The sequence below is a fragment of the Acidobacterium sp. FHG110202_01 genome (assembly GCF_059115305.1).
In genome coordinates this window covers 412,969-433,517 of sequence record NZ_JBZYWJ010000003.1, presented here as the reverse complement: position 1 = coordinate 433,517, position 20,549 = coordinate 412,969, and the positions used below count along the sequence as shown (strand labels likewise).

General features: G+C 57.2%; 26 protein-coding genes. 16 read left to right on the top strand and 10 right to left on the bottom strand.

Features of this window, described 5'->3' with window-relative positions:
- Positions 1-2 precede the first annotated feature (2 nt).
- Both AC5S16_RS08210 and AC5S16_RS08205 read left to right on the top strand, forming a co-directional pair.
- A complete protein-coding gene (locus tag AC5S16_RS08210; protein WP_493929559.1) occupies positions 3-236 on the top strand; it encodes an addiction module protein in 234 nt (77 codons plus the stop codon).
- Positions 233-526, top strand: a complete 294-nt coding sequence (locus tag AC5S16_RS08205) for a type II toxin-antitoxin system RelE/ParE family toxin (protein WP_493929558.1) — start codon at positions 233-235, stop codon at positions 524-526. The genes AC5S16_RS08210 and AC5S16_RS08205 overlap by 4 nt, the downstream gene beginning before the upstream one ends.
- 6 nt (positions 527-532) lie before the next feature.
- Here AC5S16_RS08205 and AC5S16_RS08200 read toward each other — a convergent pair whose 3' ends face one another.
- The gene (locus AC5S16_RS08200) at positions 533-1,447 is read right to left on the bottom strand and encodes a Kdo hydroxylase family protein (protein WP_493929557.1); all 915 of its coding nucleotides are present in this window, start codon (positions 1,445-1,447) and stop codon (positions 533-535) included.
- A gap of 3 nt (positions 1,448-1,450) precedes the next feature.
- The gene (locus AC5S16_RS08195) at positions 1,451-1,732 is read right to left on the bottom strand and encodes a hypothetical protein (protein WP_493929556.1); all 282 of its coding nucleotides are present in this window, start codon (positions 1,730-1,732) and stop codon (positions 1,451-1,453) included.
- A gap of 21 nt (positions 1,733-1,753) precedes the next feature.
- Between AC5S16_RS08195 and AC5S16_RS08190 the strand changes: the two genes are divergently transcribed.
- The 11 genes from AC5S16_RS08190 to AC5S16_RS08140 all read left to right on the top strand — a co-directional run bounded on the left by AC5S16_RS08190 (position 1,754) and on the right by AC5S16_RS08140 (position 9,155).
- Positions 1,754-2,491, top strand: coding sequence for a hypothetical protein (locus tag AC5S16_RS08190; RefSeq protein ID WP_493929555.1), 738 nt, complete (start codon positions 1,754-1,756; stop codon positions 2,489-2,491).
- A 119-nt stretch (positions 2,492-2,610) separates the two neighbouring features.
- A complete protein-coding gene (gene ruvA, locus AC5S16_RS08185) occupies positions 2,611-3,198 on the top strand; it encodes a Holliday junction branch migration protein RuvA (RefSeq protein WP_493929554.1) in 588 nt (195 codons plus the stop codon).
- A 106-nt stretch (positions 3,199-3,304) separates the two neighbouring features.
- The gene (locus AC5S16_RS08180) at positions 3,305-4,681 is read left to right on the top strand and encodes an esterase-like activity of phytase family protein (protein WP_493929553.1); all 1,377 of its coding nucleotides are present in this window, start codon (positions 3,305-3,307) and stop codon (positions 4,679-4,681) included.
- 134 nt (positions 4,682-4,815) lie between these two features.
- On the top strand, positions 4,816-5,067 hold the full coding sequence (locus AC5S16_RS08175) for a hypothetical protein (protein WP_493929552.1): 252 nt from the start codon (positions 4,816-4,818) through the stop codon (positions 5,065-5,067).
- On the top strand, positions 5,046-5,474 hold the full coding sequence (locus AC5S16_RS08170) for a YciI family protein (RefSeq protein WP_493929551.1): 429 nt from the start codon (positions 5,046-5,048) through the stop codon (positions 5,472-5,474). The genes AC5S16_RS08175 and AC5S16_RS08170 overlap by 22 nt, the downstream gene beginning before the upstream one ends.
- Positions 5,475-5,535: 61 nt before the next feature.
- On the top strand, positions 5,536-5,964 hold the full coding sequence (locus AC5S16_RS08165; RefSeq protein WP_493929550.1) for a YciI family protein: 429 nt from the start codon (positions 5,536-5,538) through the stop codon (positions 5,962-5,964).
- A gap of 36 nt (positions 5,965-6,000) precedes the next feature.
- Positions 6,001-6,390, top strand: coding sequence for a YciI family protein (locus AC5S16_RS08160; protein ID WP_493929549.1), 390 nt, complete (start codon positions 6,001-6,003; stop codon positions 6,388-6,390).
- A gap of 153 nt (positions 6,391-6,543) precedes the next feature.
- Positions 6,544-6,954, top strand: coding sequence for a VOC family protein (locus AC5S16_RS08155; protein ID WP_493929548.1), 411 nt, complete (start codon positions 6,544-6,546; stop codon positions 6,952-6,954).
- Between the two features lie 51 nt (positions 6,955-7,005).
- A complete protein-coding gene (locus AC5S16_RS08150) occupies positions 7,006-7,356 on the top strand; it encodes a YciI family protein (RefSeq protein WP_493929547.1) in 351 nt (116 codons plus the stop codon).
- 118 nt (positions 7,357-7,474) lie between these two features.
- Positions 7,475-7,855 (top strand): YciI family protein, encoded by a 381-nt coding sequence (locus AC5S16_RS08145; RefSeq protein WP_493929546.1) that lies wholly within the window; start codon positions 7,475-7,477, stop codon positions 7,853-7,855.
- 37 nt (positions 7,856-7,892) lie between these two features.
- Positions 7,893-9,155, top strand: a complete 1,263-nt coding sequence (locus tag AC5S16_RS08140) for an RNA polymerase sigma factor (protein ID WP_493929545.1) — start codon at positions 7,893-7,895, stop codon at positions 9,153-9,155.
- A 258-nt stretch (positions 9,156-9,413) separates the two neighbouring features.
- On the opposite strand, the gene AC5S16_RS08135 is transcribed toward AC5S16_RS08140, so the two are convergent.
- Positions 9,414-9,563, bottom strand: a complete 150-nt coding sequence (locus AC5S16_RS08135) for a hypothetical protein (RefSeq protein ID WP_493929544.1) — start codon at positions 9,561-9,563, stop codon at positions 9,414-9,416.
- A gap of 6 nt (positions 9,564-9,569) precedes the next feature.
- Entirely contained in the window at positions 9,570-10,727 is a 1,158-nt protein-coding gene (locus AC5S16_RS08130) for a M20 family metallopeptidase (protein WP_493929543.1), read from the bottom strand.
- Between the two features lie 137 nt (positions 10,728-10,864).
- Here AC5S16_RS08130 and lpxC point away from each other — a divergent pair, with 137 nt between their 5' ends.
- Positions 10,865-11,785, top strand: a complete 921-nt coding sequence (gene lpxC / locus AC5S16_RS08125; RefSeq protein WP_493929542.1) for a UDP-3-O-acyl-N-acetylglucosamine deacetylase — start codon at positions 10,865-10,867, stop codon at positions 11,783-11,785.
- 314 nt (positions 11,786-12,099) lie between these two features.
- Here the strand turns inward: lpxC and glyA are convergent, their stop codons facing one another.
- The gene (glyA, locus tag AC5S16_RS08120; protein WP_493929541.1) at positions 12,100-13,377 is read right to left on the bottom strand and encodes a serine hydroxymethyltransferase; all 1,278 of its coding nucleotides are present in this window, start codon (positions 13,375-13,377) and stop codon (positions 12,100-12,102) included.
- A 190-nt stretch (positions 13,378-13,567) separates the two neighbouring features.
- Here glyA and AC5S16_RS08115 point away from each other — a divergent pair, with 190 nt between their 5' ends.
- Positions 13,568-14,461 (top strand): peptidoglycan DD-metalloendopeptidase family protein, encoded by an 894-nt coding sequence (locus AC5S16_RS08115; protein WP_493929540.1) that lies wholly within the window; start codon positions 13,568-13,570, stop codon positions 14,459-14,461.
- Positions 14,462-14,541: 80 nt separating this feature from the next.
- Here the strand turns inward: AC5S16_RS08115 and AC5S16_RS08110 are convergent, their stop codons facing one another.
- The 4 genes from AC5S16_RS08110 to AC5S16_RS08095 are packed head-to-tail and all read right to left on the bottom strand — an operon-like array spanning position 14,542 to position 19,420.
- Entirely contained in the window at positions 14,542-15,792 is a 1,251-nt protein-coding gene (locus AC5S16_RS08110; protein ID WP_493929539.1) for an alpha/beta fold hydrolase, read from the bottom strand.
- 9 nt (positions 15,793-15,801) lie between these two features.
- Entirely contained in the window at positions 15,802-16,971 is a 1,170-nt protein-coding gene (gene alr, locus AC5S16_RS08105; protein ID WP_493929538.1) for an alanine racemase, read from the bottom strand.
- Between the two features lie 33 nt (positions 16,972-17,004).
- Positions 17,005-17,517: a heme-degrading domain-containing protein gene (locus AC5S16_RS08100; RefSeq protein WP_493929537.1), complete on the bottom strand. Its 513-nt coding sequence runs from the start codon at positions 17,515-17,517 to the stop codon at positions 17,005-17,007.
- A 37-nt stretch (positions 17,518-17,554) separates the two neighbouring features.
- Positions 17,555-19,420 carry an AI-2E family transporter gene (locus tag AC5S16_RS08095; protein WP_493929536.1) on the bottom strand — a complete coding sequence of 622 codons (1,866 nt, stop codon included), beginning with the start codon at positions 19,418-19,420 and terminating at the stop codon, positions 17,555-17,557.
- A gap of 155 nt (positions 19,421-19,575) precedes the next feature.
- On the opposite strand from AC5S16_RS08095, the gene AC5S16_RS08090 reads away from it, so the two are divergent.
- The gene (locus AC5S16_RS08090) at positions 19,576-20,004 is read left to right on the top strand and encodes an NINE protein (RefSeq protein ID WP_493929535.1); all 429 of its coding nucleotides are present in this window, start codon (positions 19,576-19,578) and stop codon (positions 20,002-20,004) included.
- 157 nt (positions 20,005-20,161) lie between these two features.
- On the opposite strand, the gene AC5S16_RS08085 is transcribed toward AC5S16_RS08090, so the two are convergent.
- On the bottom strand, positions 20,162-20,470 hold the full coding sequence (locus AC5S16_RS08085; protein ID WP_493929534.1) for a hypothetical protein: 309 nt from the start codon (positions 20,468-20,470) through the stop codon (positions 20,162-20,164).
- Positions 20,471-20,549 lie beyond the last annotated feature (79 nt).

Sequence of the window (20,549 nt, the reverse complement as noted above, 5' to 3'; positions counted from 1 at the left end):
ATATGGCTCGCGACCCTGCCCAGCTACTGCATGAAGCTTTGGAATTGCCTGCTGAAGCACGCGCATCCATCGCGGATTCATTGTTGAATAGCCTGGATGCTTCTGTGGACGAGCACGCCGAACAGGCATGGCAGGAAGAGATTGAGCGCAGGCTTGACAGCATCGATCGCGGTGAAGGCGAACTTATTTCGTGGACAGAGGCTGAAGCCCGTTTGCGCAAACGGCTGAAGCATTGAATTACCAAATTCGTTTTTACTTGGAAGCAGTTGAAGAGGTTGATGCGGCTGTTCAGTGGTATGCGCTTCGAAGCGAACGGATTGCGGAACGCTTTCTTGATGAGTTATCTCATACGTTCGATTTGATTGTTCGCAACCCTCAGCTATTTCCTGTTTTTCACAAGGGCACCCGGAAAGCAATCCTTAGGCACTTCCCGTATTTTGCCGTCTTCAGGATTGCGCCTGATTGCATTCAGGTGATCGCCGTTGCCCACGCAAAACGGCGTCCGAACTATTGGCGCAATCGATAAATGTGTTTACACCAGTGAAGCGCCGGCAATCGATTCCAGCACTTTGAGTGGAGAGGTTTCCGGTGTGACCAGCGCGTCAGGGCGGACGAGGAAGGTCTGCTCTAGTGCGTATTGGCCGGCGAGGACGGCGTGCGGGACGGTGTCGGTATAGACCATCCAGCTTGAGCCTGGCGGGAATTCAAAGTTGTACTTCGGGCAGCCGGACTGGAAGCGCGGATTTTCCTTTAGAAAATTGTGGAAGCGCATCATGAAGTCGTCATAGGGCGAGCGCTTAATGGACGGGATGGCTGCGGCTAATCCAATGCCACGGCCCACGGATTTCGCTGCACGGCTGAAGGTGTTATCTACCTGCGGAGCAATCTCGGCAGGAACAAACTGCTTCACGACCTTGGCAAAAGGATCGCTGACCACCCAATCGCGCGTTCTCGTGGGATGAATATTGTTGAAGAAGCGCAGAATGCGCGCGCCATAGGTAGGGCGCGTAGGAAAGGCGTCAGTGTGCAGAAGATCATTGCGGCGGCGCAGCGGCAGGTCGCGGCCCTCTTCTTCCTGCGGGCGGAAGCTGGCGTAGTCAAGCTGCCAGTTGGCTTTGTAGGGCGCGAGGAATCCGGTGAGGAATTCCGTCACGCTCTTTGAATATTGGCGCATGGTGTTCTGCAGACGTGCGACGGCATGAGCATCTGCGGTTTTTGTATCAACGCCGCTCAGCTTGTCGATGTTCGGTTTGTAGGCGATGTTTTTGTGCAGAGAGCTGTCGGTTTGCTGCTGCCCGAGCAGAAACTCGATGTCATTTTGGGGGATGTCAATGGGCGTGTGCGGGAAGTAGAGGATATCTCCTGCTTCCAGCTGCGCGCACCATTGATGCGTCTGCTTGGGGGAGCTCGATGCAAGAGCTTCATGCGAAATAGAAATGACAGCCATAATTCAGTTTCCGCTCAATCTGCGTCGCAGCCACAGGCCGATGAAGGTGATGAGACTGACAGCCAGCACGATGAGTCCGACGGGCAGCGCGATGTAGCGGTAGCTGTCAGCATAATTCACCTGATGGCCGGCGGTGTTGTAGATGAGGATTCCCACGATCGCGAGGAAGCTGGTGGCGAAAAAGGCGGCAAACCCCAGAGAAAAGGACATGAGCAGGCTGGCAAAGAGGCCGAAATCACCTAAGGGAATGCCGAAGATCCTGCCCTGGTTCGAAGAGGCAACCATAACAGGCTAGAATACAAGTTTATGGCTGAAGCCGCCCAGATAGAGTTGTTGCCTGCTCAGAAAGTAGCGCAGGAAGCGCAGGTGCTGCAGGCGCAGAATGGCATCTGTTATGCGCAGTTCGGCGATACGCACCTGACTCCGCAGGACCTGGAGCGCGTGGTGCAGGCGGTGCCGGCGAGCATCGCAACTGCGCTGCGCCGTCGCGCATACTATTTCGTCCCGCTTACCATCAGTGAAAATGAGGAGACGCTGGTCGCTCCCGGATACACGATCGACTTCAGTGACCGAGCCATCTGTCATCGCAATGTTCGCTTCGGCAATTCGGAGTGCATCTTCATCTCCACGCGGCTTATGCAGGACCGCTTCGCGCTGGCCTTTGAGTTTTTTATCAACGCAGGCCACCACTTTGTGGAAGCGGCTGGCGTTCCTGAGAGTTTCTCGAAGCTTGCCTGGTCGCAGGCGCAGGCGGATGCGCGCGGCGAAACCAGCCAGGATGCCTTCGAGAACCGCCGCCACGCTACGGAGCGTGGACTGATTGATGAGAAGGCGAAAAACAATTTTTTCGATGCAGCCTTCTCAGATGCGATTGCCATTTATCTGCTTTCGCTGACGATTGATTTTGACTACGGGGATCTGCGCGAGCGCGAGTATCCGCTGCTCGCTGCTCCGGCGCTAGCGGAGCGGCTGCGGCATGTTGCGGAGCTGTTTCCTCCGAATTCTGGGTATGATTTTGAAATCAGGTATCGGCGGCGTTCTTAGCTTCTCAAAGCTGAACCGCAGAGGACGCTGAGTTTGCGCTGAGGCCCGCAGAGGATTTTCACCACAGAGAGCACAGAGTACGCAGAGCAACTGCCCGCTGTACTATTTACAATCGCGGCATGATTGCGCATTTGCGGGGACGTCTTTTTCTGAAAACGCCGGGGCGGGCGATTGTCGATGCCGGAGGTGTGGGCTACGAGGTCACCATCAGCATTCCTACCTTTACGGCGCTGCCTGCGGAAGGAACTGAAGTTTCGCTGCACATCCATACGCAGGTGCGTGAAGACATCCTGGCGCTCTTTGGTTTTCTTGATCTCAATGAGAAGAGGCTGTTTGAGCGGCTGATCACTGTCTCCGGAGTTGGGCCGAAGCTGGCAGTGACGATTCTGAGCGGGCTGAGCCCGGAGCGGACGGTGACTGCGATTCGCGGGCAGGACCATGCTTCGCTGACGCGGATTCCTGGTGTTGGAAAGAAGCTGGCCGAACGGCTGGTAGTCGAGCTGAAAGACAAGCTCGAAGATATGGCAGCTGCTCCGGTGGTGACGACGTCGGCCCCTGCGGCTGACGATGTGTTGTCAGCACTCGTGAACCTGGGCTATCAGAGGCCCGCAGCGCAGAAGGCGATTGAGACGGCGGTCGCTAAGGACAAGGCTGCTGGTGAGAGCTTCGATGAACTGTTCCGGTCTGCGTTGCAGGTGATCCGGTAAAAACCGTTTGTACCTTCCGTGGAAATTGACCGAACATTTACGTTTCAGCCGTTAAGTCTGCATAGAATTTCTCCTGGTTTTTGCAATGTCTATTCAGGAGAATTCCGTGAAAAAAACACTATCTATTGCGTTGCTTGCGATGGCATGCACTGCACTGCATGCCCAGGTGACTTTGCTGGCCAAAGGCACTTTGACTGGTTCGAAAGCCGGCCAGTACAAGGACCTGTCCGGATTGAACAACACGCTTGAGAATGGAGTTGCCGCCAACCTGCTCGGAGGCCTGGGGTCGAGCATCACCTATACGGGCGGCGACACGTTTCTTGCGCTTCCGGATCGCGGGCCGAACGCTGTCAGCTTCAACTCGCTGGTGGACGATACGGTGACCTATATTCCCAGGTTTCATACCGTCACGATGAAGCTGACACCCAGCAAGGGCTCCAGCCTGCCGTTCACACTTACGCCTGAGCTGCGTGAGACGACCTTGCTTTATTCAGGACAACCACTGGTCTATGGCACTGGCGAGGGACTGAATATCGGTTCGGGCAAACCGCCGGTGAATACGCCATTCAAGCACTATTTTTCGGGACGCTCGGACGGCTTCGATCCGGACCACAACTCGGGAGATGCTTTCGACTCGCGGCTCGACCCGGAGAGCATCCGCGTATCGAGCGATGGGTTGTCGGTCTTCATCTCGGATGAATACGGCCCTTACGTATACCAGTTCCTCAGCTTTAACGGCGAGCGCATCCGCACCTTCCGGCTGCCGAATGAATTTTTTGTCGCCAATCCAAAACCGACCGGCGATGGCGAAACTGCCGCCAACACCTCGGGAAGAGTACCCAATAAAGGCATGGAGGGACTGGCTATCACTCCTGACGGGCGGACGCTGGTGGGTATCATGCAAAATTCGCTGATCCAGGATGCGTCCGAAGGCGGAGCAGCGGCCAACATGCTGCGCATTGTGACTATCGATATTTTCTCCGGCAAAACAACGCACCAGTATGCCTATCTGTTGACCACCGGCTCAGGCGTGAGCGAGATTACGGCGCTCAATAATCATGAATTCATCGTCGATGAGCGCGATGGCAAGGGACTGGGCGACGGCAGCAAGGCCAAGGTGAAGCAGCTTTTCAAAATTGACCTGAAGAATGCCGTCGATGTCAGCGGCATGAATGGCACGCAGGCGGCGTCTCATGCTGTGGACAAGACGCTCTTTCTCGACATCGTGCAGAGCCTGACGGCAAACGGCATCACGGCTGATCAGATTCCAGCAAAAATTGAGGGTGTCAGCTTCGGGCCGGACGTGGTCTACAAAGGCCGCAAGGTTCATACGGTCTGGGTTGCCAATGATAATGACTTCCTGCAGGATTACAGCGGACCGAATACGAATCCAAATGAGTTCTTCGTCTTTGGTTTTACCGATGCAGATCTGAGTGGTTCTGTATATGTCCCGCAGCCGCACTGGTTTCCTTTCCTCTGGTAGATCATGAAAAGCAAGGACACAAAAGGCGCCTTTTGGGGCGCCTTTTGTTTTCCGTGCTTAGCGCAGAAATTTTAGTGGGCTTTGTCGATCTGGCCGGGTCTCCTTCGACGTGTGAATAGAGAGGGGGTTTGGGAATGCTGGAGATCATTGCCATAGTGTTTGCGGGAATCTGCCTGGTGGTGTTTCGCACTGACGCGAAGCTGCCATCTGAGAGCAGCGGACCGTTTCTGAGTGCGCTGGCGGCAGTGCTCGATAAAAACCCTTCGAAAAAAGATGTAGAGCGTGTCGATTCTGCCCTGTGGCGTTCGACGTACAGACAGAGCGTGGGATACAAGGGAATGTCCGCGAAAAGGAGAGATCTGAAATGCGAGTCATGGTCATCGTGAAAGCGAACAAGAAATCAGAGACGGGCGTGCTGCCTGACAGCAAGCTGTTTGAGGAAATGGGCAAATTTAACGAGGAGCTCGTGCAGGCCGGAATAATGCTTGCGGCCGAGGGCTTGCAGCCCAGCTCAAAGGGCAAACGCATCCGGTTTTCCGGTGCGGAACGTACGGTCATCGATGGGCCTTTTGCGGAAACGAAGGAACTGATTGCCGGCTATTGGATATGGCGCGTGAAGTCAATGGATGAGGCGGTCGAGTGGCTGAAGCGGTGCCCCTGCCCGTCTACAGACGAAGCGTCCGACGTTGAAATACGTCCGATCTATGAGATGGAAGACTTGGGCGATGCGTTGACGCCTGAGCTCAAAGAACAGGAAGAGCGTCTACGTGAACAGCTGACAGCAAAAAAATAAATTGGCGACTGTCGATTTCAGTCCGAGCCGTTCGACGCGTTGATAGAAGGAGAGATTCGCAATGCGATTCATGATGCTGATGATTCCGAAAGGATATGAAAGCGCCACACCGGGTACGCTGCCTGATCCAAAGGCGGTGGAGGCGATGATGAAGTACAACGAATCCCTGCAAAAGGCGGGAGTGCTGCTGGCGCTCGATGGGCTGCATCCGCCGTCGATGGGCGCGCGCGTTTCATTTGCCGGAGGAAAGCCTGCGGTCACGGACGGGCCTTTTCCTGAAGCCAAAGAAGTGCTTGGCGGCTACTGGATGATTCAGGCCAAGTCCAGAGAAGAGGCAATTGAGTGGGCAAAGCGCTGCCCCGGATCGGATAACGAAGTCATTGAGATTCGCCAGGTGCAGGAGATGGCGGATTTTCCTGAAGAGGTAAAAAAGGCGGCGCAAGGATTTTCTGAGATGAAAGCGCAGATCGGGCAGCACGGAGAGGCCTGAAACATAAATTCCTCATTACACAGATGGAGATGAACCATGAGATTTCTATGTATCTATAAGCCGGCGAAGCAGGAGGGCGCTCCTCCTGCTCAGGAAGAAATGAACCGAATGGGCAAGCTGATTGAAGATGGGTTTCAATCAGGCTGGCTGCTGGCTACCGAAGGCTGCATGCCAAGCGAGAAGGGCGCGCGGGTCCGGCAGTCGAATGGCAATGTGACTGTGACAGACGGCCCGTTTAGCGAAGCCAAAGAGCTGATTGGAGGATTCGCGATCATTCAAGCGAGCTCCAAGGCGGAAATCATCGAGCGGACAAAGACATTTCTCAGCATTGCCGGCGATGGCGAAACGGAGATTCGCCAGCTGTATGATCCGGACGCATTTGAGACTTGCGTTGACATTCCAAAAGAAACAACGGCAGCTAAATAACAGGTGGAACAGTAGAAAATTTGGCAGGTCGGGTTTGAGAGAGCTTCCCCTCAGGGGCTAAAGCCCTTTTCATGGTTGGCTTTACGGCACGGCTGAAGCCGCGCCCCTTCAAAAACTAACCCAATGGCAAGAATTCAGGTCAAGGAGAGGACCATGCAGATAGATCCATATTTGAATTTCAGCGGAAATTGTGAAGAAGCATTCAAGCTTTATGAGCAGTGTTTCAGCGGCAAGATTGAATTCAAAATGACACATGGCGAGTCGCCCATGGCGGATCAGGTAGGGCCGGAATGGCGCGACAAGGTCATGCACATCTCATTGCAGGTTGGAGACAGGCGTCTGCTGGGCTCCGATGCGCCGCCGCAATATTACAAGACGCCGCAGGGGTTTTCTGTTTCCGTCTCGGTAAAGGACGCGGCGGAAGCGGAGCGCGTATTCAAGGCATTGTCAGAAAAAGGAACTGTGTCCATGCCGCTGCAGAAAACCTTCTGGTCGCCGGCTTTTGGAATGCTCACGGACCGGTTCGGCATTTCCTGGATGGTGAATACGAATACGGTCAGCTAGAGCGGTTGTGTGCAATCATTCCATTGCGACGTTAGCAATGGAGGTTGCACAATGCGGTTCGTGATTCTGCGGAAGTCGGACGCGACGATGGAATCGGATACGCCGGCCAGCCCGGAGCTCTTCGAAGCTATGAGACAGTATGACGAAGAGATGAGGAAGGCGGGCGTTCTGGTGGCAGTGGAGCGCCTGAAGCCGAGTGCGAAAGGCACGCGTGTGAATCTTTCCGAAGGCAAATTCACAGTCACCGATGGACCGTTTTCCGAAGCCAAGGAGCTGATCGCCGGAGTCACCATGATCGAGGTCAGCTCCAGGGAAGAAGCGATTGCCTGGATCAAGCGTTGCCCCACTCTGCGCGGCGATGTGGAGGCGGAGTACGAGATTCGCGAGGTTCTGCAGGGCTAAAATTTACCGCCAATACGCTAAGAGCCCGATACGTGAAGAAAGTTCTCACCACAGAGAACACGGAGTACACAGAGGTTTCGCAGAGCAAGATTCGGAAAGGAGATTCGTGGTGCGGTTCATGATGTTATTGCCAGCTCCGCCTGAGGGCCTGGAGAAGGCCTTTCCGCCGAAGAAGGAATTCGTTGAACCTATGCGGAAATACGACGCGGAAATGAGGAAGGCGGGTATTCTGCTTTCCGAAGAAGGGCTTCATCCGACTTCTAAAGGAACGCGTATCCGCGTCTCCGGCGGCAAGCGCATTGTGACGGACGGCCCTTTCAGCGAGGCCAAGGAAGTCATCGCGGGCTTCTGGATTATTCAGGTGAAGTCGAAAGAGGAGGCGCTGGACTGGGCCGGCCGCTGTCCTCTGCCTGAAGGCGGAGTGCTTGAACTCCGCCAGGTTTTTGAACCGACGGACTTTCCGCCCGAACTTCGAGAGGGCAGTTCCGCTTCAGCTTGAACTCAGTCTTGAAAACATGATGTGATCGGTAGCTGTGATGGCTACCGATACACACCGCGCCATTGAAGCTGTCTGGCGAATGGAGTCGGCGAAACTTATCGGCGGGCTGGCGCGCATTACGCGCGATGTGGGTCTTGCTGAAGACCTGGCGCAGGAGGCGCTGGTTGCCGCGCTCGAGCAATGGCCGGAGGCTGGTATTCCGGACAAGCCGGGCGCGTGGCTCATGACCACGGCCAAACGCCGCGCTATCGATTACTTCCGCAGCCACCAGCTGCGTGAGCGCAAGCATGAAGAGCTGGGACGCGAACTCGAGATAAAACAGATGAGCGCCATGCCCGATTTCGATGCGATGGATGACGAGATCGGCGATGATCTGCTGCGGCTCATCTTTACCGCATGCCATCCGGTGCTTACGACTGAGGCGCGTGTCGCGCTCACGCTGCGCATGCTTGGCGGGTTGACCACTCCTGAGATTGCGCGTTCGTTTCTCATTCCTGAAGCTACGCTGGCGCAGCGCATTGTGCGCGCCAAAAAGACGCTGGCAGATGCGCGTGTTCCGTTTGAAGTGCCGCGGGGAGCAGAGCTGGCTTCGCGTGTCTCGTCGGTGCTGGGTGTCATCTACCTCATCTTTAATGAAGGCTACACAGCGACAGCAGGAGATGACTGGATGCGTCCTTCTCTGTGCGAAGAGGCGCTGCGGCTGGGACGCATCGTCGCCGAGCTGATGCCCAGGGAACCGGAGGCGCATGGGCTGGTGGCGCTGATGGAGATCCAGGCATCGCGCTCGGCTGCGCGCATCGACCCGGGAGGTGAGCCCATTCTTCTGCTGGATCAGGACCGCTCGCGCTGGGACCAGCTGCTCATCCATCGGGGCCTGGCTGCGCTCGCACGAGCCGAGGCTTTGGGCGGGGCGCGCGGACCTTACGTCCTGCAGGCTGAGATTGCTGCCTGCCATGCGCGCGCGCGTCGCGCGGAAGACACGGACTGGGCGCAGATCGCGGCTCTTTATGCAGAACTTGCACGAGTAATGCCTTCGCCGGTGGTGGAGCTGAACCGCGCAGTTGCTGTTGCGATGGACTCGGGGCCGGCGGATGGTCTCGCTATCGTTGATGGGCTTACTTCGGAACCGTCACTCAAAAACTATCATCTGCTGCCGAGTGTGCGCGGCGATCTGCTGTTTAAGCTGGGGCGTTTTTCTGAAGCACAGCGGGAATTTGAACGCGCCGCCGAGATGACTCGAAATGAGCGTGAACGTAAGCTGCTGCTGGATCGCGCGAAAGGGTGTGAGGTTGGTGGTTGAGTTTGTGGTTTTCCCATTCCTTTCTTCCCGCCCCATTGCACGAACTGCGCGCAATGGGGACCCAGGTTAGCTTCTCACCCCAGCACGCGAAAATCGCGCGTGTTGGGACCCCGATTCGCGACCCCTTCGGCTCCGCTCAGGGCAGGCTCTGAGGCACCCGTGGATGTGGCTGAAAGCTGCCGGATGCCGTGACGCTCGATGCTATGTATGGATCCTTCCCCTTCACTCCGTTCAGGGTCAGGATGACAACCTGAAGAATTAAAGCTTGGGCAAGGGAGAGACTTCCGTCTCAGTCCCCTCTGCGATTTCGGCAGGGATGGGTTGCTGGCTGCGCGGAGATGTGGAGACCAGCCCAAAGATGATGAGCAGCGATACAGCCAGCAATCCGAATTCGATGAACTTCAACATGGGACCTCATTCCAGCATGGCCGCCAGCAGAGCGATACGCGGCGCCAGGTGTTCGAGCAACAGAGATTCGTGCGCTGCATGAGCGCCTTCTCCCACTGCTCCCATTCCGTCCAACGTAGGCACGCCTAGAGCGGAGGTGAAGTTGCCGTCTGATCCGCCTCCGGTGGCTGCTTCTGCGAGCTCGAACCCGAGCGCGCGAGCGTGGGCTGCTGCCCGCTTATAGAGCGCGACTGTGCCGCGAGTGCGCTCCATGGGAGGACGATTCAGTCCGCCATCAACGTGCAGACTGCATTTGTTATCAAAGACGCGCAGCGAACGAAAACGTTTCTCGATGCGCGCCTCATCTTTGGCCCTTGCAATGCGAACGTCAACCTCCGCCTGGGCCTCGGCTGCTATCACGTTAGATCGAGTTCCACCATGAATGGTTCCAACATTCACGGTGATTCCACGGTCTAATTCGGTGAAACCTGTGATGCGTTCGACCTGCCGTGCAAGTTCGGCGATGGCGCTGTGTCCGCGCTCGAAATCGACGCCGCTATGCGCCGCGATTCCTTTCACGCGAACCAGGTAGTTGCCGATTCCCTTGCGCGCGGTCTTGTACGCGCCTTCCAAACCCTGCGCCGGTTCGAGAACGTACACTGCCTCGCATTGACGGGCTAGCTTCTCTGTCACCGGACGCGATGCGATGCTGCCAACCTCTTCATCGCTGTTGAGCAGCATCACAACCGGGCGCTTTAATCTGCCTTGCTCTTTCAGAATGGCGATGGCTGTTAATGCCATGGCCACTCCTGCCTTCATGTCCAGAACGCCCGGACCCCAAACGCGTCCTTTAGTAACGCGGAAGGGCATACTCTGTAGTGTTCCGAGAGACCAGACCGTATCAAGGTGACCGAGCAGAAGGGCAGGTTTTTTTGTGCTCTTCATGGGGCCGAAGCGGACCTCGAGCAGATCGCCAAATTCCTTCTGCCGGTACATGCGAATGCGACCGCCGAGCGATCTGGCATGTTCGGCCACAAAAGAAACACACTGATCGACCGCAGCTTTGTTATCGCTGGGGGACTCGATTTCGACCATGGAGCGGAGCAAATCGAGAGTGCCATGTTGATGGTGCAGGGCGGAGTCCAGGAAGGTATCCGCCTGGTAACTACTTTTCTGTTCAATCATTTACTGACCATGTACCTTTTTGTATCCGATGCGATTCTGCCACTACGGTGTGGCAAATATACAACAGTGAAACTTAATTCCGGAGCTGTAGTCTATGTCGTTAGCCAAAGAAAATGCTAAGAAGTGGAGTAATTTTTTTGCCCGATCCATTGTTGCACTTGGAACAGACGATTGCATCGCCGATTGAGTTTTCTGGTATTGGCCTGCACAGCGGTGCGCCTGTCCAGATGCGTTTGCTGCCTGCGCCTGCCGGTTCCGGCATCGTTTTTCGACGGACTGATCTCGATAATTTTGAGATTTCCGCGACCAGCCGCAACGTGGCAAAGGTAAGCTATGCCACCAGCCTGATGCGGCAGAGCGTTCTCATCTCTACGACGGAACACCTGCTGTCGGCGCTTATCGGCAGGGGCATCGATAACGTCATCGTCGAGCTCGATAACCTGGAGCTGCCGATTCTCGATGGCAGCGCGCTGCCCTATGTCGAAGCCTTTGAGCAGGTGGGCGTGAAAATGCAGCGGCGAAAGCGCGAGTATATGCGGATTCTAAAGAATGTCGAGGTCCGCGACGGCGACAAGTTTATCGGCGTATATCCGGGCGAAGGATACAGCGTTTCCTACCACATCGATTTCCCCTCTCCTATCGGCAAACAGGCATACATTGTCGATCTGGCTTCGGGCGGCTATGGGCGCGAGATTGCTCCGGCACGTACATTTGGTTTCAAGGAAGACGAGCAGACGCTGCGCAACATGGGGCTGATTCGCGGAGTATCTGAATCAAGCGCGATCATTCTTACCCGGCGCGGCGTGGTGAATGGGCCGCTACGCTTCGATGATGAATTTGTGCGGCACAAGGTGCTCGACCTGATTGGCGATCTTGCGCTGGCTGGTCGGCAGATTCTGGGCCGCGTAGTTGCTGAGCGCGCCGGACATGCCATGCACACTGCGCTTGTAGCCAGGCTGCTCAAAGACCGCTCGGCGTGGAAGCTGGTAACGGTTGTTCCGGAGAAGGTGAAAGTAAAGAAGGTTGTTGTACCAGCGCCGTCGCTGGTAACTGCGTAAGGACTGGCCGTCCAGGCGGATGCGCGCTTTTGCGCGCCATTCTTGCCCGGATGAATGTGTCTCGGATTTCCCCCGCTCCCGTTAGTCGCTTGCTTATTTGGTTCGGAAGAGATCATGCTTTTCTTACACTTTTTGTGCGGCGACCTACGAAAAGCAGATCCTTCGCTGCGCTCAGGATGACAGCGAGATGGGTGATAACCGAGAGCATTCAGGAAAAAGGGCGGGAGAAAATCTCCCGCCCTTTTTCCTGGTACGCCCGTCCGGCAAGGACCGCTCCGCGCGTAGCGGCCGCCGGAGGCATATTTCGCAGGCTCTTACGCGGCGACCGCAGGCTGACGCAGCCAGCTGTAGAGCGGGAATTGCTCGGCGAGCTCCAGCACTTGTTCGCGAATGCGTTTGAGTGCCTGGGGATTGTTGCGTTCGTTGAGCGCTTCCGTAATCCACCTGGCGATGGTGCGCATTTCGGATTCCTTCATGCCGCGCGTGGTGAGGGCCGGCGTTCCGATGCGGATGCCTGACGGCTTGAGCGGCGGGTTGGTGTCGTAGGGAATCGCGTTTTTGTTGACAGTGATGCCGGCTTCGCCCAGAGCAGTTTCTGCTTCGCTGCCCAGCATGCCTTTGGCGAAGACATCGACCAGCATGAGGTGCGTGTCTGTTCCACCGGAGATGATGCGGAAGCCTTCTGCCTGCAGCGCTTCTGCCAGAACGCGGGCATTGGCGACGATCTGTTTGGCGTACTGCTTGAATTCAGGCTGCAGTGCTTCATTGAAGGCGACAGCCTTGGCTGCAATGACGTGAACCAGCGGCCCTCCCTGCTGGCCGGGGAAGACGGACTTGTCGATGGCTGCGGCAAACTGCTGCTGCGACAGGATCAGGCCTGAACGCGGTCCGCGCAGCGTCTTATGCGTGGTGCTGGTGACGATGTGCGCGTGAGGGACAGGTGAAGGATGCGCTCCTCCGGCAACGAGGCCGGCGAAATGCGCCATGTCGACAATGAGCAGCGCACCGGCTTTATCCGCGATCTGGCGCATGCGCGCGAAATCGAAGATGCGCGGGTAGGCACTGCCTCCGCCAATGATGACCTTGGGTTTCTCGCGCTCGGCAATTTCTTCAAGCTCGTCGTAGTCGATGACTTCGGTATCGTTACGTACTCCATAGGAGACGACCTTATAGAGCTTGCCGGAGAAATTTAGCTTGTGGCCGTGGGTAAGGTGTCCGCCGTGCGCGAGATCGAGGCCGAGAATCGTATCGCCCGGGTTGAGCACCGACATATAGGCCGCAGCATTGGCCTGAGAGCCCGAGTGCGGCTGCACATTTGCATGCTCCGCGCCGAAGAGCTGCTTCACGCGCTCGCGTGCCAGGTTCTCGACGATGTCGGTGAACTCGCATCCGCCATAGTAGCGGCGGCCCGGATAGCCCTCCGCATACTTGTTGGTGAAGATGGTGCCTGCGGCCTCGAGAACGGCTTCGCTCACGAAGTTTTCTGAGGCGATCATCTCAAGCCCCTCGTGCTGGCGGCGAAGCTCATGCTCAACGGCGGCGGCGATTTCGGGATCGGCCTGCGAAAGCGGCAAAGACATGCGGTCGGACATGCATCCATTCTAACCATTACTCATGCCTCCGGCGGGTCCTGCGCGGACAGCGGTCCTTGCCGGACGGGCGTACCAGCAAGAAAGAGCAGGAGTAAAACCCTCCTGCTCTTTCTTGCTGAAGATGCTTAGCAATTACCCCATGGTCTGTTGTCGCCAGAAAACAGCTGTATAAGCAGGGTATTGTGGAGGCATGTTGATTTGTCTTAGTCGCGCCTTACTTTGGATTGCCGTGTTCTGGCTGCCTGTTTTTGGGCTGGCGCAGGGGGATTCTGTCTTCCAGCGCATCAGTTGGACACCGGCATCGCTTGCCAGCGGCTCACCATGTTTGTTTACCGTTGAGTTCGAGAGTGCCCCGGCGACTTTGGAAGGCGAATGGTTTGGCCATAAGGTTGAGTTCTTTCCTGCAAACAACAAAACCGTATGGCATGCGCTGGCGGGCGCGGATGTGGAGACCGCTCCCGGTGCCTATACGCTCACGCTGCACGCAACCTTTGCCGATGGCCGGAAGGCAGAAGCCACGCGTGAGATCAGCGTCGAACCTGCGCACTATCGTCAGGTGGAACTGCATGTCCCGGAAAACTTCGTTTCGCCTGACGCAGCCACGCTCAAGAGAATCGCTGAGGACAAGGCGATCAAGGACGAGACCTTTTCGCAGAGCGCTGTGCTGCCGCTGTGGCGCGGGGACTTCGCTCTCCCGGTAAATTCGCCGGCAACCGATTCCTTTGGCACGCGGCGCGTCTTTAACGGCAAGCTGGCCAGTGTACATCGTGGGATGGATTTCCGTGCGGCATCCGGAACTCCGGTCCATGCGGCGAATGCCGGAAGGGTGATTCTGGCACGCAGCCTTTTTTATGAGGGGAATTGCGTGGTGATCGATCATGGGCAGCAGTTCATGACCATTTATATGCATCTGTCAAAGATTGCCGTGAAGGAGGGCGACAGGGTCGAGATGCATCAGCTGCTTGGGTTGAGCGGAGCCACCGGGCGCGCCACCGGGCCGCACCTGCATTTCGCGGTGCGCTGGGAGGGTGCGTATCTTGATCCGGCGATTCTGTTCAGGTTGAGGCTCGCGGAGGTGAGATAGCGGTTGTTTCGCACACAATCGCAGCTATTGAGGCGAAAAGCAGGTCCTTCGCTGCGCTCAGGATGACAAGTGGGGAGAGGTTAGCGGGAAACCAACTCCTCTTTGGGCGAGATTCCTTGTGGATGCTCCGATGATACTGGCTCTTCGGCCAGCTGCTTGAAGGCAGTATAGACGAATGAGCCCAGATACCAGCCGTCGATAAATTTGTATGGGGTTTCGCCGGTGGTGTAGTGCCCGCAGGGCAGAACCTTCGAGACGAAGTCGACGCCCAGCTCGGAAAAGCGGCGCAGCACCTTGAGCGAGTACTCGCGCAGGAAAGTCAGGTCGTAGGTTGCGTGGACGACCAGTACTTTTTTGGGCAGAGCAGCGAATCGCTCCATGTAGAAAACAGGGCTGACGGAAGCCCACAGATTTTGTAACCGTAACTGTGACATGCCTGCGTCTTCAAATGCCTTGCGGATGTGCCGCGTGCTCTGGCCGGTCCAGACCACATCGCCGAAGGAAGTGGAGGCGTGGTTGAAGGCGTTGACGCGCAGGCGGGCGTCGTGTGCGCTGGCGATGAAGGCATAGCAGGAGCCAAGGCTTGTTCCCAGAATGCCAAACTGCTCGTAGCCCTGTGCTTCCAGCCAGTCGATGCAGCAGCGGATATCGACTACGGCCTGGCGGCAGGCGGCGATGGTACGGCCGATGTTTGAGCTGACGGCATAGTCGGAGCGCGCGAGTTCCGCGGGGCGGCGGATATCGTGGTAAGGCTTGCTCAACCGCAGCGCGGAGACGCCGAAGCGGTTGAAGAGCGAGCAGAGCGCGTTATGGCTGAAGGCATCGGCGTTCCACTGCGGCATGACGATCATGGCCTGCTTTGGCTTACCGGCCTGCTTTTCTTCCGGCGCCGGATACCAGCGTGCGTTGACCAGATCATTTTCCGGATAGGGCGAGCGCACAGGTGAGGTGAAGCGCAGAAACTCGGCAGGCTTCATCTTGCCCTCGGCGGTCATGGCTTTGACCTTTGCATCGTGCGCCAGAGTTTCCGGGCGTACGTTGGTAGGAAACAACTCGGGGTAGCGCGACTCGATGCGATAGTCGTCAGGAGGCTCGTAAGAAAAGAAACTGTCACTGTCACGAATAATGAATTCGTTCAGTGCGGTCATGCTCTCTTCGGCTCTTGAGGGGTCGAGCGACATCTGTGCTGCGCCATCCAGGCCTTCGGCGCGCAGCACGTCATCGAGCCATTCAAATCCCCACTCTACGGGCCGAACGACACGGTTTTCATCGCGCGTTGTGAGCGCAGTCTCCCAGGCATACATCCAGCGCGCATACCACTTGCCAAGCATACTTCCAGTTTAATCAATCAGAACGCGCCGCACACGCGAACTGATCGCGCAGGTGACTTCGTAGGGAATGGTTCCTGTCAGGTCGGCGAGATCGTATGCCGTGATGTGCTCGTTTCCCTGCTGGCCGATGAGCACGACTTCATCGCCAATGGCGATGCCGGGAACGCCGGTGACATCGAGGATGGTCTGGTCCATAGATACGCGTCCGGCGATGGGTACCTTCTTCCCGCGTACGAGCGCGTGTCCGCGATTGGAGAGCAGGCGGTTGAGGCCATCGGCGTAGCCTACCGGGATAAGCGCGAGCCGGGTTGGGTGTGTGGCGCGGAAGGTCATGTTGTATCCGGCGGCTTCGCCTTCTTCGATGTCTCTCAGAGAAACGACGCGTGTCTTCCATGCAAGCACCGGACTGACTGGAGCGCCCGGGAATTGCGGCGTGAATCGCGGCGAATATCCATAGAGTGCGAGCCCGGGGCGGAGCATCAGTTGCGCGCTGTATTTCTTTGCGAGCTCGCTGAGTGCCTGAAGATGCTGCGGAACAAACAGCGTGGCCGAGTTTCCTGCGTGGATATATGTGGGCTTGATGCCGTGTGCGTGAATGACTTCGAGCGCAGCGGCGAATCGTGCGATCTGCTCTTTCGTTGCATCCGGATCGAGAACTTCAGGCGCGCTGAAGTGGGTCATCACGCCTTCGATCTGTATGGTTGAACCTGTTGGCCGCTGCAAGAGCAAGGTCTTCAGCGTATCGAGCGAGCGGACACCCTGGCGCGACATGCCGGTGTCGATTTCAAGATGGACTGGAACGGATTGCGGCGCGAGACCGCGCTGTCGGGCTGCTGTCTCGAGAAGCTCGAAGTGAAACGGCTCCCACACCTGCGGCGCGAGGCGGTGTTCGATGGCTGTATCGGCTTCGCCATTCCACAGCCCTGACATGACGAGGATGCGGGCACCTGCGCAGACATTGCGCAGCGCTGCTCCTTCTTCCACGCAGGTAACACCGAACCACTTTGCTCCGGCTTTCGAGAGAATCTCTCCGCACGTGAGCGCGCCGTGGCCGTAAGCATTGGCCTTCACCACGGCGAGGACTTCGGCATCAGGCGGCGCTGCTTCTTTTAATACCTTCCAGTTAGCGAGGAGCTGCGAGCGGGAAATCTCTGCCCAGACAGGACGCGTTGGCTTCATGGTGATGCTTTCATCCTAAACGGTGGGCGTGGGTCACGAAGTCGGTGGAGAAATAGGAGGAAGCGCCAGGCGAGCATAGTCGTGTCCGGTCAGACTACATAGAGCTTCCACCACAAACTCGTGGTCCTGGCGCTGCGGAAGGCCGGAAACAGTAATGCTGCCAATGATGCCCGCATTCACGACGGAAATAGGAAAAGAACCGCCATGGGCGGCGTAATCTGCGGCTGGAAGGCCATATCTTTCGGTAAGCGTGCTCTTTTTCAGCTGCAGCTCGAGGCCAATTGCATAGGAACTGCGATGGAATCGGGCGACAGTGTTTGCCTTTCGCCTTGCCCACTCCGCATTGTCGGGTGATGTGCCGGCGAGTGCCGCATAAAAAAGTGGTTGCCCAAAGCGTCGCACGTCAATCACCACGGCAAGGTTGCGCCCGGTCGCGAGTTCATGAAGGCGCGTTCCGATGCGCCATGCCACGGTGGCATCGAATTGCTGGAATTGCAATTCCTTTTCCTGTGCTGCGATTGCTTGCAGATCTTCACTGATGCTCATGGCGCTATCTTTCTCTAAGTTGGAATTTGGGGCATGATTATGTTCGCTGTACTGCCTGTTCGTATGAGGCAGCAGCCGGCGAGCCTTCGCAATAGCGTGTGAGATGCATGGCGTGAGCGAGTGTCGTGGCCACGGCATCGGGACACACAGCGCCGAAGCGTTCACGCAGCGAGTCACTGTTGCCGATGGATCCCCAGAGGCCGATCAGGACTCGGTTCTCCGGCAGATAGTGGCGGATGCGCTGGCAGAGACTGCGGGCATGCACAAAGGCAAAGGGCGGCAGAGCGGAGATGCAGACGGTGGTGCTGGTCTCTTCGCCCAGCCGCGTAAGAATCTCCGAGGTCAGCGCCTCGGTGTGCAACAGGATGGTCTTGTGTCCACGCCGTTCGAGCAGCTGCGCGAGCATGACGGCGGCGATCTCGTCGGCCTGATCGTTTGCCGGAATGCAGACGACCGGGCAGGGGCGCGCTGTAGCGGCTTCGCTTTCTCCGCCAAGCAGAGGCGAGTGATAGTCGGTCAGCTCGGCGATAAGCTCGGTAGCGCTCTGGAAAAGGAATGCGCTGCGCGTCTCGTCGAGAAAGCCTTTGTGGCGGTCCTGCTCGGCGAGGCTCAGCGCGGGCAGAATGACCTCGTCGTAGAGGTCGACAAGCGTGTGCCCTTCGAGAAACTTATCGGCAATGTGGTGCGCTTCGGTCTGGTCCATTGCCAGCAGGCGCTCATAGAAATGGGCCTCGGGCGCGAGCTGCGCCTCGTCGCCGAGAAGGATGTGCAGGAAAGACATCTGCGGAACATAGCGGCCCATCACGATGAGGCAGACCGTGAGCGGCGTTGAGAGGATGAGTCCCGGCAGGCCCCAGAGCAACGTCCAGACCATGGCTGTCGTCACCAGCGCGAGCGGCGATATTCCGGTATGACTGCCGTAGAGCCAGGGCTCGATGAAGTTGCTGACCGTGACTTCGAGGACGATAAAGAACAGCAGGACGAAAAGCGGCGTCCACCAGCCGGGAAAGACGGCGAAGGCGAAGCAGATCGGCAGCCCGCCGGCAAGAATCATGCCGGCATAGGGCACCATGCGCAGGATGGCGAGCAGCACGCCCCACAGTGTGGCATTGGGCACGTGGAGCAGAAACAGCCCGATACCGAAGATGAGGCCATAGCTGGCGTTCACCAGGACATTCATCAGCAGGTAGCTGCTGATGCGGCCTGCGGCGTCGTTGAGCGCCTGCGTCATCACGTTCATCCGCCCCATTCCGGCGAGCAACAGCACGCGGTTGCGAAGGTCTTCCCGCTTGAGCAGCATATAGATGGCGAAGATCACAACCATGCCCAGCATGCCGAGCGGCTTGATGACAGGTTTGAGAAGCTGTTGCGCGTAGGCCCAGTCACTGGTGGGCTGCGGGGCGGGAGCGACCGGGGCTGGGGGTGGTTGCGGCTCGTGTCCGCGCCGGCGGCGGGATTTTTCCTGTTCGGCTACTGAAGGCAGGGGCTGGGGAGTCGGGGTACCGGATACCTGCTGGCTGAAGGACTGGACCCCCTTGATAGCATCGCCGAGCGGGCCTTTTGTCGGAGCGTGAACCTGCGCCAGCTTGTCGCTGATGTTGGTGCGGTAGTTGGGCAGATCGCTGGCAACACTGAGCAGTTGTCGGGCTACCACCAATCCGCAGCCGCCGATCAGTGCCGAGGCGGTAATGACCACGAGGATGACTGCGGGGATGCGGCGGATGCGGAGCTTTTCCAACTGTATGACCGCGGGCGCGAGCAGGAAGTTGAAGGTCAGCGCCATGGCGAACGGAATGAGCAGGTCGCGGGCGAAGTAAAGCGTAAGCAGGACGAGGCCCAGCATCAGGAGGGGCTCATTGGCGAGCCATCCGCGCTTATGCCGGTGAAGATTCTGTCCGTTCATGCTTCTGAATAGGATAAGGTCTTTCTGCAGCTTTCTCTTTCAGATGCATCACAGGGAAGATGGTGAGCGGGAACAACCCCGGCGAAAGAAACGTATCTATAAACGTATAGATTTCGTAAGAAGAGCGATTCGTAAGAAAAAACGGAGTCAAGGCCATGGGGACAACACCTTTCATCGCGGGCAGCCTGAATGACCAGCAGCGCGCTATTTTTAATGCGCAGTATCCTGCGGTGCAGAAGGATGAGGTTGTGGGTGTTCTGCTGGCATTGTTCCTGGGCGCGTTCGGGGCGCACCATTTTTATCTCCGCCGCAACGGGCTGGGGATCCTCTACCTGCTCTTCTTCTGGACAGGGATCACGGCGATTATGGGCGTTGTCGAGTGCTTCTTCATGCCCGGGCGCGTGCGGCAATACAACGCCGAGCAGGCAGCGATTCTGGCGGCGAACCTGCAGTATGCGGTACCCGGGACTCCAGTGACCGGGAGCACGATTGTTGCGGCCACCTGCTCTTCCTGCGGGGCTCCGCTGGTGACCGGGGTGAAGTTCTGCAGCCGCTGCGGAGCTACTGTGGGGCAGGCTTCCTAACCCCACCCCCTATGTAGCAGTTGGTTTTGTTTTCAATAACTTACGGCGGGGATTATCCCCTGCTAAGTTAGTGATTCTGCTATTGCGTATTTTCTGTTAGTTGCCGGGGAATTTGTTACTTTCGGGTGACTTGACGAATGATTCCTTTTCCGCAAGTTCACTGCGGCTCTTTGTTTGTGAAATGCACACTCGAGAACAGGCTGATCACTGCTATTCCAGCGAGGAAAATAACCAGGATTACCGAACCACCGTCTGAGACCCTGCCAAGACGAAACAGGAGATAGCCGACAACCAGATTCGCCAGAGACCAGAGCACATTTACAGTTGCCGAGGACAGTCCCTTACCTGGCGGGTTGGCGAAAGGTGTTGGGAAGCGGTCCCCGGAGATGCCGTGGACGAAGTGAGGTACCACATTCGCAAGAAAAGCGCCTGCGAAGAAGCTCGCCACATATTCGTACCAAATCATTGAGTGTCTTCCTTTTCTGCCTGCATTCAGTTTGTTGCTGGTTTTGCTGCGATGACGCCAGTGCGCTCATTTTGGGCAT

Coding starts and splice junctions, on each gene's coding strand:
- AC5S16_RS08140 (WP_493929545.1), top strand. CDS start 7,893: ATGGCTACCGATACACACCGCGCCATTGAAGCTGTCTGGCGAATGGAG.
- glyA (WP_493929541.1), bottom strand. CDS start 13,377: ATGTCCGACCGCATGTCTTTGCCGCTTTCGCAGGCCGATCCCGAAATC.
- ruvA (WP_493929554.1), top strand. CDS start 2,611: ATGATTGCGCATTTGCGGGGACGTCTTTTTCTGAAAACGCCGGGGCGG.
- AC5S16_RS08165 (WP_493929550.1), top strand. CDS start 5,536: ATGCGATTCATGATGCTGATGATTCCGAAAGGATATGAAAGCGCCACA.
- AC5S16_RS08115 (WP_493929540.1), top strand. CDS start 13,568: ATGTTGATTTGTCTTAGTCGCGCCTTACTTTGGATTGCCGTGTTCTGG.
- AC5S16_RS08155 (WP_493929548.1), top strand. CDS start 6,544: ATGCAGATAGATCCATATTTGAATTTCAGCGGAAATTGTGAAGAAGCA.
- AC5S16_RS08160 (WP_493929549.1), top strand. CDS start 6,001: ATGAGATTTCTATGTATCTATAAGCCGGCGAAGCAGGAGGGCGCTCCT.
- AC5S16_RS08135 (WP_493929544.1), bottom strand. CDS start 9,563: ATGTTGAAGTTCATCGAATTCGGATTGCTGGCTGTATCGCTGCTCATC.
- alr (WP_493929538.1), bottom strand. CDS start 16,971: ATGAAGCCAACGCGTCCTGTCTGGGCAGAGATTTCCCGCTCGCAGCTC.
- AC5S16_RS08110 (WP_493929539.1), bottom strand. CDS start 15,792: ATGCTTGGCAAGTGGTATGCGCGCTGGATGTATGCCTGGGAGACTGCG.
- AC5S16_RS08195 (WP_493929556.1), bottom strand. CDS start 1,732: ATGGTTGCCTCTTCGAACCAGGGCAGGATCTTCGGCATTCCCTTAGGT.
- AC5S16_RS08170 (WP_493929551.1), top strand. CDS start 5,046: ATGCGAGTCATGGTCATCGTGAAAGCGAACAAGAAATCAGAGACGGGC.
- AC5S16_RS08175 (WP_493929552.1), top strand. CDS start 4,816: ATGCTGGAGATCATTGCCATAGTGTTTGCGGGAATCTGCCTGGTGGTG.
- AC5S16_RS08100 (WP_493929537.1), bottom strand. CDS start 17,517: ATGAGCATCAGTGAAGATCTGCAAGCAATCGCAGCACAGGAAAAGGAA.
- AC5S16_RS08200 (WP_493929557.1), bottom strand. CDS start 1,447: ATGGCTGTCATTTCTATTTCGCATGAAGCTCTTGCATCGAGCTCCCCC.
- AC5S16_RS08150 (WP_493929547.1), top strand. CDS start 7,006: ATGCGGTTCGTGATTCTGCGGAAGTCGGACGCGACGATGGAATCGGAT.
- AC5S16_RS08130 (WP_493929543.1), bottom strand. CDS start 10,727: ATGATTGAACAGAAAAGTAGTTACCAGGCGGATACCTTCCTGGACTCC.
- AC5S16_RS08190 (WP_493929555.1), top strand. CDS start 1,754: ATGGCTGAAGCCGCCCAGATAGAGTTGTTGCCTGCTCAGAAAGTAGCG.
- AC5S16_RS08145 (WP_493929546.1), top strand. CDS start 7,475: ATGATGTTATTGCCAGCTCCGCCTGAGGGCCTGGAGAAGGCCTTTCCG.
- AC5S16_RS08085 (WP_493929534.1), bottom strand. CDS start 20,470: ATGATTTGGTACGAATATGTGGCGAGCTTCTTCGCAGGCGCTTTTCTT.
- AC5S16_RS08210 (WP_493929559.1), top strand. CDS start 3: ATGGCTCGCGACCCTGCCCAGCTACTGCATGAAGCTTTGGAATTGCCT.
- AC5S16_RS08090 (WP_493929535.1), top strand. CDS start 19,576: ATGGGGACAACACCTTTCATCGCGGGCAGCCTGAATGACCAGCAGCGC.
- AC5S16_RS08095 (WP_493929536.1), bottom strand. CDS start 19,420: ATGAACGGACAGAATCTTCACCGGCATAAGCGCGGATGGCTCGCCAAT.